The sequence below is a fragment of the Kitasatospora sp. NPDC038210 genome (genome assembly GCF_055600605.1).
Genome location: NZ_JBVJYK010000014.1, coordinates 220340 through 235245, shown reverse-complemented (window position 1 = coordinate 235245; position 14906 = coordinate 220340). Strand labels below are relative to the sequence as shown.

At 71.5% G+C, this 14906-nt stretch carries 11 protein-coding genes; 7 read left to right on the top strand and 4 right to left on the bottom strand.

Going from position 1 to position 14906, the window contains the following annotated elements:
- Positions 1-44: 44 nt before the first annotated feature.
- Positions 45-1136, bottom strand: a complete 1092-nt coding sequence (locus ACZ7KX_RS27660; RefSeq protein ID WP_470328812.1) for a glycoside hydrolase family 18 protein — start codon at positions 1134-1136, stop codon at positions 45-47.
- 143 nt (positions 1137-1279) lie between these two features.
- Between ACZ7KX_RS27660 and metH the strand changes: the two genes are divergently transcribed.
- The 3 genes from metH (at position 1280) to ACZ7KX_RS27645 (ending at position 7493) form a co-directional block, all read left to right on the top strand.
- Positions 1280-4792 (top strand): methionine synthase, encoded by a 3513-nt coding sequence (gene metH, locus ACZ7KX_RS27655; RefSeq protein WP_470328811.1) that lies wholly within the window; start codon positions 1280-1282, stop codon positions 4790-4792.
- Between the two features lie 140 nt (positions 4793-4932).
- On the top strand, positions 4933-5637 hold the full coding sequence (locus ACZ7KX_RS27650) for an HAD family hydrolase (RefSeq protein WP_470328810.1): 705 nt from the start codon (positions 4933-4935) through the stop codon (positions 5635-5637).
- Positions 5638-5894: 257 nt separating this feature from the next.
- Positions 5895-7493, top strand: coding sequence for an ABC transporter substrate-binding protein (locus ACZ7KX_RS27645; protein WP_350523855.1), 1599 nt, complete (start codon positions 5895-5897; stop codon positions 7491-7493).
- Positions 7494-7589: 96 nt separating this feature from the next.
- On the opposite strand, the gene ACZ7KX_RS27640 is transcribed toward ACZ7KX_RS27645, so the two are convergent.
- A complete protein-coding gene (locus ACZ7KX_RS27640; protein WP_350523854.1) occupies positions 7590-8261 on the bottom strand; it encodes a response regulator transcription factor in 672 nt (223 codons plus the stop codon).
- A complete protein-coding gene (locus ACZ7KX_RS27635; protein ID WP_350523853.1) occupies positions 8261-9169 on the bottom strand; it encodes a RecB family exonuclease in 909 nt (302 codons plus the stop codon). The genes ACZ7KX_RS27640 and ACZ7KX_RS27635 overlap by 1 nt, the downstream gene beginning before the upstream one ends.
- Before the next feature lie 162 nt (positions 9170-9331).
- On the opposite strand from ACZ7KX_RS27635, the gene ACZ7KX_RS27630 reads away from it, so the two are divergent.
- The 3 genes from ACZ7KX_RS27630 (at position 9332) to ACZ7KX_RS27620 (ending at position 12341) form a co-directional block, all read left to right on the top strand.
- Complete coding sequence (locus ACZ7KX_RS27630; RefSeq protein WP_470328835.1) at positions 9332-10549, top strand: site-2 protease family protein; 1218 nt, start codon at positions 9332-9334, stop codon at positions 10547-10549.
- Between the two features lie 57 nt (positions 10550-10606).
- Positions 10607-11566: a tRNA (adenine-N1)-methyltransferase gene (locus tag ACZ7KX_RS27625; protein ID WP_470328809.1), complete on the top strand. Its 960-nt coding sequence runs from the start codon at positions 10607-10609 to the stop codon at positions 11564-11566.
- 160 nt (positions 11567-11726) lie between these two features.
- On the top strand, positions 11727-12341 hold the full coding sequence (locus ACZ7KX_RS27620; protein ID WP_470328808.1) for a hypothetical protein: 615 nt from the start codon (positions 11727-11729) through the stop codon (positions 12339-12341).
- A gap of 13 nt (positions 12342-12354) precedes the next feature.
- On the opposite strand, the gene ACZ7KX_RS27615 is transcribed toward ACZ7KX_RS27620, so the two are convergent.
- Complete coding sequence (locus ACZ7KX_RS27615; protein WP_350523849.1) at positions 12355-12660, bottom strand: ferredoxin; 306 nt, start codon at positions 12658-12660, stop codon at positions 12355-12357.
- A gap of 285 nt (positions 12661-12945) precedes the next feature.
- Here ACZ7KX_RS27615 and arc point away from each other — a divergent pair, with 285 nt between their 5' ends.
- Positions 12946-14712, top strand: coding sequence for a proteasome ATPase (arc, locus tag ACZ7KX_RS27610; RefSeq protein WP_470328807.1), 1767 nt, complete (start codon positions 12946-12948; stop codon positions 14710-14712).
- Positions 14713-14906 lie beyond the last annotated feature (194 nt).

Sequence of the window (14906 nt, the reverse complement as noted above, 5' to 3'; positions counted from 1 at the left end):
GGCCGACGCCGCGTGCGCCGCCGGGTGAGCCGACCCCGGGCGGGCTAGACGTCCACCCAGCCGCGCCGGTACGCCGCCCAGTTCTCGGGCGTCGAGGCGAAGTCGACGTAGAGCGCGACCCCGAAGTTCGGCCGTCGCAGGTCCTCCCGGCCCAGGCCCAGCCGGACGCCGCGGACGGCCGCGTCGACGGTCTCGGCGCGGCCCCAGTGGCCCCACTTGTCGTCCCAGTAGAACGGCAGGCCGATCAGCAGGTCCACGCCGGCCGGGGTGGCCTGCAGGGCGAGTTCGGTCTGCTGGGCGACGTAGCCGCCGTACAGCGGCTCGGTCGGCATCGAGGTGTCGTAGGTCATCACGGCGATCTGGTCGACCCGGCGGGCGGTCGCGGCGAAGTACGCCTGGTCCCACCACTTGCCGTGGTCGGTGAGCAGGATCCCGGCCGTGTGCAGGTCCGGGACCGGGTCGATCTGCGGGGCCGCCACCGAGAGCTTTGCGCCGCGCGCCGCGGTGAGCGGGCGGACCTGGTCGAGCAGGGCCAGCCAGCCGGCCGAACCGGGGCGGATCGGCTCCATGTCGAAGTGCACGCCGTCGAAGCCGAGGTCCAGCACCTGGCCGGCGGAGGCGGTGACCCGGTCCCGGGTCGCGGCGTCCTCCAGGTCCAGGGCGTCCTTCTCCGGCTTGACCTCGTCACCCAGCCAGCCCTGCAGTCGCACGCCCGGCAGCGCCCGGTGCACGGCGTCGGTGAACCAGCGGGCCTGCGGGTGGACGGCGGGCGGCAGCGAGCCGTCGTGCTCCAGCGGGCCGGTGTGCACGTACAGGTCGCGAATGCCGGTCCCGGCAAGTTGCCGCGCGAGGGCCCCGACGTCGGCCTCGCTCTTGCGGCCGTCCACCCAGGCGTGGCCGAGCCAGACCGCGTCCCGCCCCCGGGTGCGGGCTTCGGGGGCCGGGTCACCCGCATAGTGCAGTCGGATGGAGATGAACAACGAGCCCAGCGCGGCGACCGGCACGGCGACCACCAGCGCCAGGACCAGCAGGGCCCGGCGCCACCAGGACCACCGTCGCCAGCGGTCGCGCAGCGCCCGGAACGGGGCCGCCAGGGCCTTGCCGGTTTGCCGCAGCACCGTCCTGATCTTCGTCACGCGGTTGCTCCCCCCTTGCGGTCGAGCGCTCAGGATACGAAACGGGTCGGCGCGCCGACCGGTCGGCCGGATACGCTGGCCACGTGCGTCCCCGAGCAAGCGGGGGTGCAAAGCCGACAGCCGTCGCACCAGGGAGAAGCCCCATGGCCATTGCAGCCGATCCGTCCATCACTCAGCAGAGCCGCGCGAACGCGCTGCGTGAAGCGCTCGCCACCCGGGTGGTGGTCGCCGATGGTGCGATGGGCACCATGCTCCAGGCGCAGGACCCGACGCTGGAGGACTTCCAGAACCTCGAAGGCTGCAACGAGGTCCTCAACATCACCCGGCCGGACATCGTCCGCTCCGTCCACGAGGCCTACTTCGGTGTGGGCGTGGACTGCGTGGAGACGAACACCTTCGGCGCCAACTTCGCCGCGCTCGGCGAGTACGACATCCCCGAGCGGATCTTCGAGCTGTCCGAGGCCGGTGCCCGGATCGCCCGCGAGAGCGCCGACGCGCACAGCGCCGCCGACGGCCGCGTCCGCTGGGTGCTCGGCTCGATCGGCCCCGGCACCAAGCTGCCGACCCTCGGCCACGCCCCGTACGAGACGCTGCGCGACGGCTTCCAGCAGAACGCGGCCGGGCTGATCGCAGGCGGCGCCGACGCGCTGCTGGTCGAGACCAGTCAGGACCTGCTGCAGACCAAGGCCGCCATCCTGGGCTCCAAGCGCGCCCTGGCCGAGGCCGGGCTGGACCTGCCGGTGCTGGTGCAGGTGACGGTGGAGACCACCGGCACCATGCTGCTCGGCTCCGAGATCGGCGCCGCGCTCACCGCGCTGGAGCCGCTCGGCGTGGACTACATCGGCCTCAACTGCGCCACCGGCCCGGCCGAGATGAGCGAGCACCTGCGCTACCTGGCCAAGAACGCCCGGATCGGCCTGTCCTGCATGCCGAACGCGGGCCTGCCGGTGCTCGGCAAGGACGGCGCCCACTACCCGCTCTCCCCGGCCGAACTGGCCGACGCGCACGACGTGTTCACCCGCGAGTACGGCCTCTCGCTGGTCGGCGGCTGCTGCGGCACCACGCCCGAGCACCTGCGCGCCGTGGTCGAGCGCGTCCAGGGCCGCGAGATCGCCGTGCGCGAGCCGCAGCCCGACCCGTCGGCCGCCTCGCTGTACCAGGCGGTGCCGTTCCGCCAGGACACCTCGTACCTCGCGATCGGCGAGCGCACCAACGCCAACGGTTCGAAGAAGTTCCGCGAGTCGATGCTGGCCGGTGACTGGCAGGCCTGCGTGGAGATCGCCCGCGACCAGATCCGCGACGGCTCCCACCTGCTGGACCTCTGCGTGGACTACGTCGGCCGCGACGGCGTCGCCGACATGAAGGAGATCGCGGGCCGCCTGGCCACCGCCTCCACCCTGCCGATCGTGCTGGACTCCACCGAGCCGGACGTGCTGCGGGCCGGCCTGGAGGCCCTGGGCGGCCGCGCGGTGCTCAACTCGGTGAACTACGAGGACGGCAACGCCCCCGACTCCCGCTTCGGCCGGATCGCCTCGCTGGCCCGCGAGCACGGCGCCGGCCTGATCGCGCTTACCATCGACGAGGAGGGCCAGGCCCGCACCGCCGACCTCAAGGTGGAGATCGCCGAGCGGCTGATCACCGAACTCACCACCGACTACGGCATCGACGAGGGCTCGATCCTGGTCGACTGCCTCACCTTCACCCTGGCCACCGGCCAGGAGGAGTCCCGCCGGGACGGCATCGAGACCATCGAGGCGATCCGCGAGCTCAAGCGCCGCCACCCGAAGGTGCAGACCACGCTCGGCCTGTCGAACATCTCCTTCGGCCTCAACCCGGCCGCCCGCGTGGTGCTCAACTCGGTCTTCCTGCACGAGTGCGTGGAGGCCGGACTGGACTCGGCGATCGTGCACGCCTCCAAGATCCTGCCGATCTCCCGGATCCCCGAGGACCAGCGCGAGGCCGCCCTCGACCTCGTCTACGACCGCCGCCGGGACGGCTACGACCCGCTGAAGCGCCTGCTGGAGCTGTTCGAGGGCGTCTCCGCGGCCTCGGTCAAGGCCTCCAAGGCCGAGGAGCTGGCCGCGCTCCCGCTGGACGAGCGGCTGCAGCGCCGGATCATCGACGGCGAGCGCAACGGCCTGGAGGCCGACCTGGACGAGGCGCTGGCGGGACGTCCGGCGCTGGAGATCATCAACGACACCCTGCTGGCCGGCATGAAGGTGGTCGGCGAGCTCTTCGGCTCCGGCCAGATGCAGCTGCCGTTCGTGCTCCAGTCCGCCGAGGTGATGAAGACCGCGGTGGCCCACCTGGAGCCGCACATGGAGAAGTCCGACAGCGAGGGCAAGGGCACCATCGTGCTGGCCACCGTCAAGGGCGACGTCCACGACATCGGCAAGAACCTGGTCGACATCATCCTGTCCAACAACGGCTACAACGTCGTCAACCTGGGCATCAAGCAGCCGGTCTCGGCGATCCTGGACGCCGCGCAGGAGCACAAGGCGGACGTGATCGGCATGTCCGGCCTGCTGGTGAAGTCCACCGTGATCATGAAGGAGAACCTGGAGGAGCTCAACCAGCGCAAGCTGGCCTCCAGTTACCCGGTGATCCTCGGCGGCGCCGCGCTCACCCGCGCGTACGTCGAGCAGGACCTGCACGAGATCTACGAGGGCGAGGTCCGCTACGCCCGGGACGCCTTCGAGGGCCTGCGGCTGATGGACGCGCTGATCGCGGTCAAGCGCGGCGTGCCGGGCGCGGCCCTGCCGGAGCTCAAGCAGCGCCGGCACGCCCGGGTCGAGGTGGAGGAGCCGGAGCCGGAGGTCAACCTCGGCCAGATCCGCTCCGACGTCGCCGTCGACAACACCGTGCCCACCCCGCCGTTCTGGGGCGACCGGATCGTCAAGGGCATCCCGTTCGCCGACTACGCCTCCTGGCTGGACGAGGACGCGCTGTTCAAGGGCCAGTGGGGCCTGAAGGCCGCGCGCAACGGCGACGGCCCGTCCTACGAGGAGCTGGTGGAGACCGAGGGTCGGCCGCGGCTGCGGGCCTGGCTGGACCGGCTGCAGACCGAGGGCTGGCTGGAGGCGGCCGTGGTCTACGGCTACTACCCGGCGAACTCCAAGGGCGACGACCTGATCGTCTTCCACGAGGACGACACCGAGCGCACCCGCTTCACCTTCCCGCGCCAGCGCCGCGGCCGCCGGCTCTGCCTGGCCGACTTCTTCCGCCCGGAGGAGTCCGGGGTGCGGGACGTGGTCGGCCTGCAGGTGGTCACCATGGGCAACCGGATCTCGGAGGCGGCCAACGAGCTGTTCGCCGGGAACTCCTACCGCGACTACCTGGAGCTGCACGGCCTCTCGGTGCAGCTGGCCGAGGCGCTGGCCGAGTTCTGGCACGCCCGGGTCCGCTACGAGCTGGGCTTCTCCGGCGAGGACCCGCAGGACGTCAAGGACATGTTCGCGCTCAAGTACCGGGGCGCCCGGTTCTCGCTGGGCTACGGGGCCTGCCCCGAGCTGGAGGACCGCGCCAAGATCGCCGACCTGCTGAAGCCCGAGCGGATCGGCGTGGTGCTCTCCGAGGAGTTCCAGCTGCACCCGGAGCAGTCCACCGACGCGATCGTGATCCACCACCCGGAGGCGAAGTACTTCAACGCCCGGTAATCCGTACGTTCCGCTCCGTTCGCGCTTTCCGGACGAAGCGGGCGTATCCTTGATGATCCTGAACGGGCCGGTCCGCTCACCAGCGGGCCGGCCTGTGCCATCCCCGGGCGCGTTCCGGGGCCTGCCGGAAGGAACCCGCCATGACCACCAGTCCCACCGCCACACGTGTCCTCGACCACGGGGACGACCGCGGCCTGCAGGCGGTGCTGCTGGACATGGACGGCACGCTGGTGGACACCGAGGACTTCTGGTGGCAGGCCGAGGTCTCGCTCTTCGCCGAGCTGGGCCACGAGCTGGACGAGGCGGACCGCGCCCACGTGGTCGGCGGACCGATGACCCGGGTGATGGACTACCTGGTCGCCCGGACCGGGGTGGACATCGCCCCGGCCGACCTGGGCGTGCTGGTCAACCAGCGCTTCGTGGACCTGCTGGGCGGGGGAGTGCCGCTCATGCCGGGCGCCGAGCGCCTGCTCAACACCCTTGCCGCGCACGGGATCCCGGCCGCGATGGTGTCCGCCTCGCACCGGCACGTGATCGACATCGTGCTGCGCTCGCTGGGCGCCCACCACTTCGCCTTCACCATCGGCGGGGACGAGGTGCCGCGCACCAAGCCGTTCCCGGACCCGTACCTGGAGGCGGCCCGCCGGCTGGGCGCGGAGCCGGCCCGCTGCGTGGTGGTCGAGGACACTCCGACCGGGGTGCGCGCGGGCGAGGCGGCCGGCTGCCCGGTGATCGCGGTGCCCTCGGTGGCGGCGATCGAGCCGGCGCCCGGCCGGCTGGTGCTGCCCTCGCTGGAACAGGTCGACCTCGATCTGCTGCGCTCGCTGGTCGCCTCGCGGGTCTGAGCGGTGCGACCCGAGGGCGGCCACCTCGGGTGTGATTGTCATCTCATTGCGACCTGGCCCTACCGGCCGGTACGTGGCTCGACGCCGCTCCGACCCGGGGGGATCGGGGGAGAAATCGGGCATTGACTGACATCTCGTCGGGCGTGCGGTGATGCCCTGAACGGCCGTGTCCCAAACGTCATCTGCGCGGGTATCGGTCGTGCGTGTTCGATATGGCACGCTACTCGGGTTTCGTGCCACCGATAAGGACGCGCCCCGTGAAGACTTCAGCTGAACGCCTCGCAGTACTCGGCTGTGCCGGTCTCGTCGCCGTGACGGTGGCCGGCTGCGGATCGGTGACCGACGCCGTGAAGGGGGACAGCGGCAAGTCGATCACCATGGGCACCGCCCAGCTGACCGGCACGCTGGACCCGGCGACCTCCTACGACTCCGGCTCGTGGCTGGTCCTGCGCAACACCTTCCAGTCGCTGCTCACCTTCCCGGCCGCCGCCAGCTCGCCGACCCCGGACGCCGCGCAGTCGTGCGAGTTCACCGGCGGTGAGGCCACCGAGTACCACTGCACCCTGCGGCCCGGGCTGAAGTTCTCGAACGGCCACCCGCTGACCGCCGCGGACGTGGTCTTCTCGATCGAGCGCACCCGGAAGATCAACGACCAGAACGGCCCGGTCTCCCTGCTCTCCTCGATCAAGTCCGTCGAGGCCAAGGGCGACAACGAGGTGCTGTTCCACCTCTCCGCGCCCGACGCCACCCTGCCGGCCAAGCTGGCCACCCCGGCCGGAGCCATCGTGGACCACCAGGTCTACCCGGCCGACAAGGCGCTGGCCAACGACAAGCAGGTCGGCTCCGGCCCGTACCGCATCGACTCTGTCGACGCCGACGGCAAGCAGGTCGGCAAGGTCGTGCTGTCCGCCAACGACAAGTACGGCGGCGACGCCAAGCTGCGGAACAGCAAGTTCACCGTCCGGTACTTCGACAAGGCGGAGGACCTGAAGGCCGCGCTGGACAAGGGCGACGTCGACCTCACCGACAACAGCCTGGAGCCGAACACCGCGGCCCAGATCCGCTCCGACCAGCAGGGCGGCAAGACCGACCTGCAGGTGACCGAGGGCGACAGCAACGACACCCGCTCGCTGGTCTTCAACACCAAGGACGCGGTCGGCGGCAACGTCGCGATCCGTCAGGCCGCCGCGCAGCTGGTGGACCGCAAGGCGCTCGCCCGCGACGTCTTCGCCCGGACCGTCCAGCCGCTGTACGCGATGGTCCCGGCCGGTGTCACCGGCCACAACACCGCGTTCTTCGACCGCTACGGCGACCAGGACGCGACCAAGGCCAAGAAGATCCTCACCGACGCCAAGGTCCAGACCCCGGTCAAGCTGACCATCACCTGGTCCCGCTCGCGGGCCGGCAGCAACGAGGCCGACACGCTGAAGAAGCAGCTGGAGGCCGGCGGCCTCTTCCAGGTCACCGTCCAGCAGGAGCCGGACTGGGAGGCCTTCAAGAAGGGCTGGGCCGACGGCAAGTACCAGGCCTACGTCATCGGTTGGTTCGCCGACTACCCGGACCCGGACAACTACATCTCGCCGCTGCTGGTCAACGGCGGTGCCTACCACCACGGTTGGGACGACCCGCGGATCAGCGGCAGGCTGGTGCCGGACGGCCTCAAGCAGGCCGACCGCAGTGCGGCCGCCGCCGGCTACGGGCAGATCCAGCAGATCGAGGCCGAGAGCGTGCCGCTGATCCCGCTGTACCAGAACAAGTCCTTCTACGCGGCCCGTTCGTACGTCACCGGCGTCGAGTCCACCGTCGACACCACCGGCTTCTTCCGCTTCTGGGAGATCAGCCGCACCGCCAAGTAGCGCCTGCAGGACGGCGGCCCGTCCGCTCCCTCCGTCACCGGGGGAGCGGACGGGCCGCCGTCACGTCTGCGCGCCCGTACGGGCCGCGGGGGCCCGCTACAGGGTGCCCGGGCGCACCAGCCCGCTCTCGTAGGCGTACACCGCCGCCTGCACCCGGTCGCGCAGCTGGAGCTTGGTCAGCACGTGGCCGACGTGGGTCTTCACCGTGGTCTCGCTGACGAACAGCTCGGCCGCGATCTCGGCGTTCGACAGCCCGCGCGCCACCAGCTTCAGCACCTCCAGCTCCCGCTCGGTCAGCGCACTGAGCGCCTGCGGCGGCGCCTCGTCGCCCGAGGGCAGCTTGGTGGCGTACATGTCCAGCAGCCGCCGGGTGATGCTCGGCGCCAGCATCGCCGCGCCGTCCGCGACCACCCGGATCGCCTGCACCAGCTCCTCGGCCGGGACGTCCTTCAGCAGGAAGCCGCTGGCGCCCGCGCGCAGCGCCTCCACCACGTACTCGTCCAGGTCGAAGGTGGTCAGCACCAGCACCTTGGCCGGGCCGTCCCGCCCCGGGCCGGCGATCCGGCGGGTCGCCTCGACGCCGTCCATCCGCGGCATCCGGATGTCCATCAGCACCACGTCGGGCTGCAGCGCCCGCACCTGGTCCAGCGCCTGCTGACCGTCGCCGGCCTCACCGACCACCACCAGGTCGGACTCGGCCTCCAGGATCATCCGGAAACCGGTGCGCAGCAGCGGCTGGTCGTCGACCAGCAGCACTCGGATCGTCACTAGGACTCCTTGATCATCGGATCCCCCGTGGGATCGTCTTCATCAGACGTACGGGCCAGCGGCAGGGGGTACGGCGGCGGAGTACCGCCGAACTCCGGGCAGCTGGCCTGGTGGTCGCACCAGTCGCAGAGGCGGTTGCGGGTGGCCGGGAAGTCCCCGGTGGCCACGGCCAGGGCGATCCGCTCCCACAGCGCCTTCAGCTTGCGCTCCACCGCGAGCAGATCGGCCTCGTCCGGGTCGTAGCTGACCACGTCCCCGCCCCCGCCGAGGTAGACCAGCTGGAGGCGCTTGGGGATCACGCCCTTCCACCGCCACACCACCAGCGCGTAGAACTTCATCTGGAACATCGCTTTGCCCTCGAAGTCCCGCGAGGGCGCCCGGCCGGTCTTGTAGTCCACCAGCCGGACCTCGCCGGTCGGGGCGACGTCCACCCGGTCGATGTAGCCGCGCAGCAGCAGCCCCGAGTCCAGGGCCGTCTCCACGTACAGCTCCCGTTCCACCGGGTGCAGCCGGGTCGGGTCCTCCAGCCGGAACCACTGGCCGACCAGCTTCTCGGCGTCCGCCAGCCAGCGGGTGAGCGCCGCACCGTCCGGGTCGTCCGGGAACAACGACCCCAGCTCCGGCCGTTCACCGAGCAGCCGCTCCCACTGCGGGCGCAGCAGGCCCAGCGCCCGTTCCGGCGTGCGCTCGGCCGCCGGACTGTCGAACAGCCGCTCCAGCACCGCGTGCACCAGCGTGCCCCTGGTGGCCGCGGCGCTCGGCGGCTCGGGCAGCCGGTCGATCACCCGCAGCCGGTACAGCAGGGGACAGGTGAGGAAGTCCCCCGCCCGGGACGGGGACAGGCCGGTCGGGGGCGCCGCCCGGCGCTCCGCGGCCCCGGCGGCGCTGGTGGTGTCGGTCTGCTGCATGGCTACGACCCTATTGCCCTTCGCTGTCATCCCGCTGCCACCGGGCTGCCACCGGGGGGCCCGGAACGGGTATGAAGGCACCAGGAGGGGCGCGCGGCACCGGAGTGCCACGATCACGTAGCGTGGGCGCACCGGGGCACGACGGGGGCGACGACCGAAGGGATCACGGTGAGCGACAACAGGGGGCAACAGACCTCCGACCAGCCACCGCAGGACGACCGAGGGCGCCCGGCCGGGCAGCCGCCGGAGCGCCGCGGCGGCCTCCTGATGGGCCGGCCCTTCGGCGTGCCGGTCTACGTCACCCCCTCCTGGTTCGTCATCGCCGCGCTGATCACCTGGGTCTTCGGCGGGCAGCTGAACGACGTGCTGCCCGACCTCGGCGGTACCCGCTACCTGGTCGCGTTCTCCTTCGCCGTCGCCTTCTACGCCTCGGTCCTGGTGCACGAACTCGCCCACACCGTGGTCGCGCTGCGCTACCGGCTCGGTGTGCGGCGGATCCAGCTGCAGTTCTTCGGCGGCGTCTCCGAGATCGAGAACGAGGCCACCACGCCCTGGCGCGAGTTCTGGCTGGCCTTCGTCGGCCCGCTGCTGTCGCTGGTGCTCGGCGGCCTGTTCTACCTCGGGGTGCGGGCCGTCGAGCTGTCCACCGTGCCCGGCGTGCTGCTCACCGGCCTGATGGTGTCCAACTTCGTGGTCGCCGCCTTCAACCTGCTGCCCGGCCTGCCGCTGGACGGCGGACGGATGCTGCGCGCCGTCGTCTGGGCGGTCACCGGCCGGCCGATGACCGGCACGGTGGCCGCCGCCTGGGTCGGCCGGGCGCTGGCGATCGTCGTGCTGTTCGGCCTGCCCCTGGTCAGCGCCGCCCGCGGGGTCGAGCGCACCACCACCGACACCCTGGTCGACGCGGTGCTGGCCGCCGTGCTCGCCGCGATCATCTGGAACGGCGCCACCGGCAGCGTGCGCAACGCCCGGCTCAAGGAGGCGCTGCCCGGCCTGCGGCTGCGCGACCTCGCCCGCCGGGCCGTCGAGGTCACCGCCGACACCCCGCTCGGCGAGGCGATGCGCCGCGCCCGCGAGGCCCAGGCCGGCGCGGTGGTCGTGGTGGACGGCCGGGGCGAGCCGATCGCCATCGTGCGCGAGTCGGCCGTCCGGGCCGTGCCCGAGCACCGCCGCCCCTGGGTGGCCGTCGGCCCGCTCTCCCGCGACCTCGAACCCGGGCTGCGACTGGACGCCGACCTGCACGGCGAGGACCTGCTGAGGGCCGTCCAGGCCACCCCGGCGGGCGAGTACCTGGTGGTCGAGCCGGACGGCCGGGTGTACGGCGTCGCCGCGCTCAGCGACATCGAGCAGCGCCTGACCGCGGCCGTCGCCGGCCGGTGACGGCCGCGGCCGGGCCCTGGTGAGGCGGGGCGGCCCGCTTCCCTTAGGATTGGCCGCATGTCCGAACCGACCGGTGCCGCCCGCCGACGCGGGCCCTTCCAGGTCGGGGACCAGGTCCAGCTGACCGACCCCAAGGGTCGCCACTACACGTTCACGCTCCAGGCCGGGAACCAGTTCCACACCCACAAGGGTGCGTTCCCGCACGACGAGCTGATCGGCGCTCCCGAGGGCACGGTCGTGCGTACCACGGGGAACGTCCCGTACCTCGCGCTGCGCCCCCTGCTCCCCGACTACGTCCTGTCCATGCCGCGCGGCGCCGCCGTGATCTACCCCAAGGACGCGGGTCAGATCCTGGCGATGGCCGACATCTTCGCGGGTGCCCGCGTGGTCGAGGCCGGCGTCGGCTCGGGCGCGCTCAGCATGTACCTGCTGCGCGCCGTCGGCGAGCACGGCATGCTGGCCTCGTACGAGCGCCGGCAGGACTTCGCCGACATCGCCCAGGGCAACGTCGAGCGCTACTTCGGCGGGCCGCACCCGGCGTGGAAGCTCACCGTCGGCGACCTCCAGGACAACCTGGTCGAGTCCGACGTCGACCGCGTGATCCTCGACATGCTCGCCCCCTGGGAGTGCCTGGACGTCGCCTCCGAGGCGCTCGTCCCCGGCGGCCTCATCTGCTGCTACGTGGCCACCACCACGCAGATGTCCAAGACCGTAGAGGCGCTGCGCGAGCACGGCACGTTCACCGAGCCGCAGGCCTGGGAGACCATGGTCCGCACCTGGCACCTGGAGGGCCTGGCCGTCCGCCCGGACCACCGGATGATCGGCCACACCGGCTTCCTGCTCACCGCCCGCCGCCTGGCGGACGGCGTCGAGCCGCCGCTGCGCCGCCGCCGTCCGGCCAAGGGCGCGTACGGCGAGGACTACGACAACGGTTCGCCCGAGCCGACCCTGCAGGAGCGCGCCGCCGCCCGCAAGGCCGCCCGCACGACCGACGGCGACCAGCCCGACCTGGGCTGAGCCCGCACACCACGGAGGGGTGGCACGAGCGATCTCGTGCCACCCCTCCCGTCGTGCCGGCGCGCGCCCGGCTCCCCGCCCGCGGGTCCCAGGGCACCGTGTGGGACGATGCTCGCGCACGCAGACAGACCAGCTCCTGGAGCTCTGGAGGGGACGCCTGGTGGAGACCGCGGTCGGGACGACGACGGCGACGGCCGGACAGCAGACACCGCAGGGCCGCACCCGGCCCGGGCACGTGCGCACCGCCCCCTGGCACTGGGCCCTGGCCCTGGCCGGCTGCGGCGCGGTGGTGGGCGCCGCCCTCGCCGCGTCCCCGGCGACCGGCACCCCGGTGCCCGTCCACGGCACCCCCGAGGCCCTCGCCGCGAGTGCCGCCCCCGACCCGGCCAAGGCCCAACTCCCGATCGACTGCGGCCCGTTCCCGGTCGCGACGGTGCTCAGCGTGCCCGCCCGGCTGGCCGACGGCCGCCCCGGCACCGTGGTCGCCGCGCACTGCGCCGCCGAGAACGGCACCCCGCCGGACGCCGTCTTCCTGCTCGGCTACGGCCCCGGCGACCGCCCCGCGGTGCTGGCCACCCTGCTCACCGAGCGCGAGAACCTGACGGTGAGCCGGCTCGCGGTGCGCTCCGACGGCGCCATCACCGGCCACGCGCAGGGGTATTCGAGCGAGGACGTGCCGCGCTTCCGGCCCGACGTCTCACTGGACCTCACCTGGACGCCGAAGGGCGGCGGCTGGGAACGCTCCCAGGCCACCGCCCCGGTCGGCCGGGCCTGACGGGCCCGCACGGCTACTCCGCGTCCGGCCCGTACACCTCGACCCGGTCCGCGGCCCGGCGCACGTGGATGCACTCGCCGGGGCAGTCCTTCACCGAGTCCACCACGTCCTGAAGGAGCGTCAGCGGCACCGGGACGGTCTCCCCGGGCTGCTGGCGCAGCTCGTCGTCCGGTCCCTTCACGTAGGCGAGGCCGTCGATGTCGAGCTCGAAGACCTCCGGTGCGTACTGGACGCAGATCCCGTCGCCGGTGCACAGGTCCTGGTCGATCCACACCTCCAGTTCTCCGGTCGCCGCGGCCGTCTGCTCGGTCACCGACATGGTCCCCTGCCGTTTCTGTCCCGGGTCGCCCATTTCTGGGTGCAATCCCGCCATTCGTACAACGATCGGACCTCGGGTAGCGGTCGCGATCGGATATCACTTCGCTCGACGATACATCTGGCCCGCTTTGGGTGGTGCGCGGTGGGTATCCCCCTTAGCAGAGGGGAAGCACGCTGGGGCGAAGATCGGACACGCCCGTTCCATCTTTCTTGATCTAGGGGTTTACGGACCCCTGGTCCCAGGTAGGGTCTGGAAGCGTCCAGCTCCCCGGAGGAGGTGAGGACCGTGGCAGCCCACGATGACGACTACAACCGCAGCACCGGCAGGCCCGCTCGTGGTTCCGACGAGGCCGCTCAGGTCTCGTACCTTGAGCAGGAAATCGCCGTGCTGCGCCGCAAGCTCGCCGACTCGCCGCGCAATTCGAGAATCCTCGAAGAGCGGATCGTCGAGCTCCAGACCAACCTGGCCGGCGTGACCGCCCAGAACGAACGGCTCGCCTCCACCCTGCGTGAGGCCCGCGACCAGATCGTGGCCCTCAAGGAGGAAGTGGACCGGCTGGCACAGCCCCCGGCCGGCTTCGGCACCTTCCTCGAAGCCAACGAGGACGGGACCGCGGACATCTTCACCGGCGGGCGGAAGCTCCGTGTGAACGTCAGCCCCAACGTCGCCCTCGACGAGCTGCGGCGCGGCCAGGAAGTGATGCTCAACGAGGCCCTCAACGTCGTGGACGCGATGGCCTTCGAGCGCATCGGCGAGATCGTCACCCTCAAGGAGGTCCTGGAGGACGGCGAACGCGCCCTGGTTCTCGGCCACACCGACGAGGAGCGGGTGGTGCGCCTCGCCGAACCGCTGCGCGAGCTCACCATCCGGGCGGGGGACGCCCTGCTGCTGGAACCGCGTTCCGGCTACGTGTACGAGGTCGTGCCGAAGGCCGAGGTCGAGGAGCTGGTCCTCGAAGAGGTCCCGGACATCGACTACCGCCAGATCGGCGGCCTGAGCAACCAGATCGAGCTGATCCGCGACGCGGTCGAGCTGCCGTACCTGCACGCCGACCTCTTCAAGGAGTACGAGCTGCGCCCGCCCAAGGGCGTGCTGCTGTACGGCCCGCCCGGCTGCGGCAAGACGCTGATCGCCAAGGCCGTCGCCAACTCGCTGGCCAAGAAGGTCGCCGAGGTCACCGGCCGCCCGCAGGGGAAGAGCTACTTCCTCAACATCAAGGGCCCCGAGCTGCTCAACAAGTACGTGGGCGAGACCGAGCGGCAGATCCGCCTGGTCTTCCAGCGGGCCCGGGAGAAGGCGGGCGAGGGCACCCCGGTCATCGTCTTCTTCGACGAGATGGAGTCGCTGTTCCGCACCCGCGGCTCCGGCGTCAGCTCGGACGTGGAGAACACCATCGTCCCCCAGCTGCTCGCCGAGATCGACGGCGTGGAGGGCCTGGAGAACGTCATCGTCATCGGCGCCTCGAACCGCGAGGACATGATCGACCCGGCGATCCTGCGGCCCGGCCGCCTGGACGTCAAGATCAAGATCGAGCGCCCGGACGCCGAGGCCGCGAAGGACATCTTCTCCAAGTACCTCAAGGACTCGCTGCCGTTCCACCCGGACGACCTCAAGGAGCACGACGGCTCCGTCGAGGCCACGGTGGGCGCGATGATCCAGTCGGTGGTGGAGCGGATGTACTCCGAGACCGAGGAGAACCGCTTCCTGGAGGTCACCTACGCCAACGGTGACAAGGAGGTCCTGTACTTCAAGGACTTCAACTCCGGTGCGATGATCCAGAACATCGTCGACCGCGCGAAGAAGATGGCCATCAAGGACTTCCTCGACCACGGTCAGCGGGGCCTGCGCGTCTCCCACCTGCTCGCCGCCTGCGTGGACGAGTTCAAGGAGAACGAGGACCTCCCGAACACCACCAACCCGGACGACTGGGCCCGCATCTCCGGCAAGAAGGGCGAGCGGATCGTCTTCATCCGCACGCTGGTCACCGGCAAGCAGGGCGCCGAGTCCGGCCGCTCCATCGACACTGTCGCCAACACAGGGCAGTACCTGTAGGGAAGCACGCGGTTACCCGGGCCCGAAGCGGTCCCCGGAGCTGTACGCACACCGTCCGGCTGTGGCGCCTCGCGGCCCCGCAGCCGGACGGCGCGTCTCGGGGCCCGCCGGTCGGCGCCGGGTTCTAGGCTCGACCCACCGTCCGCGGGCAGACGTCCGGCGCCGGTGTTGTTCAGCGGTACGTCAGCGTGTTC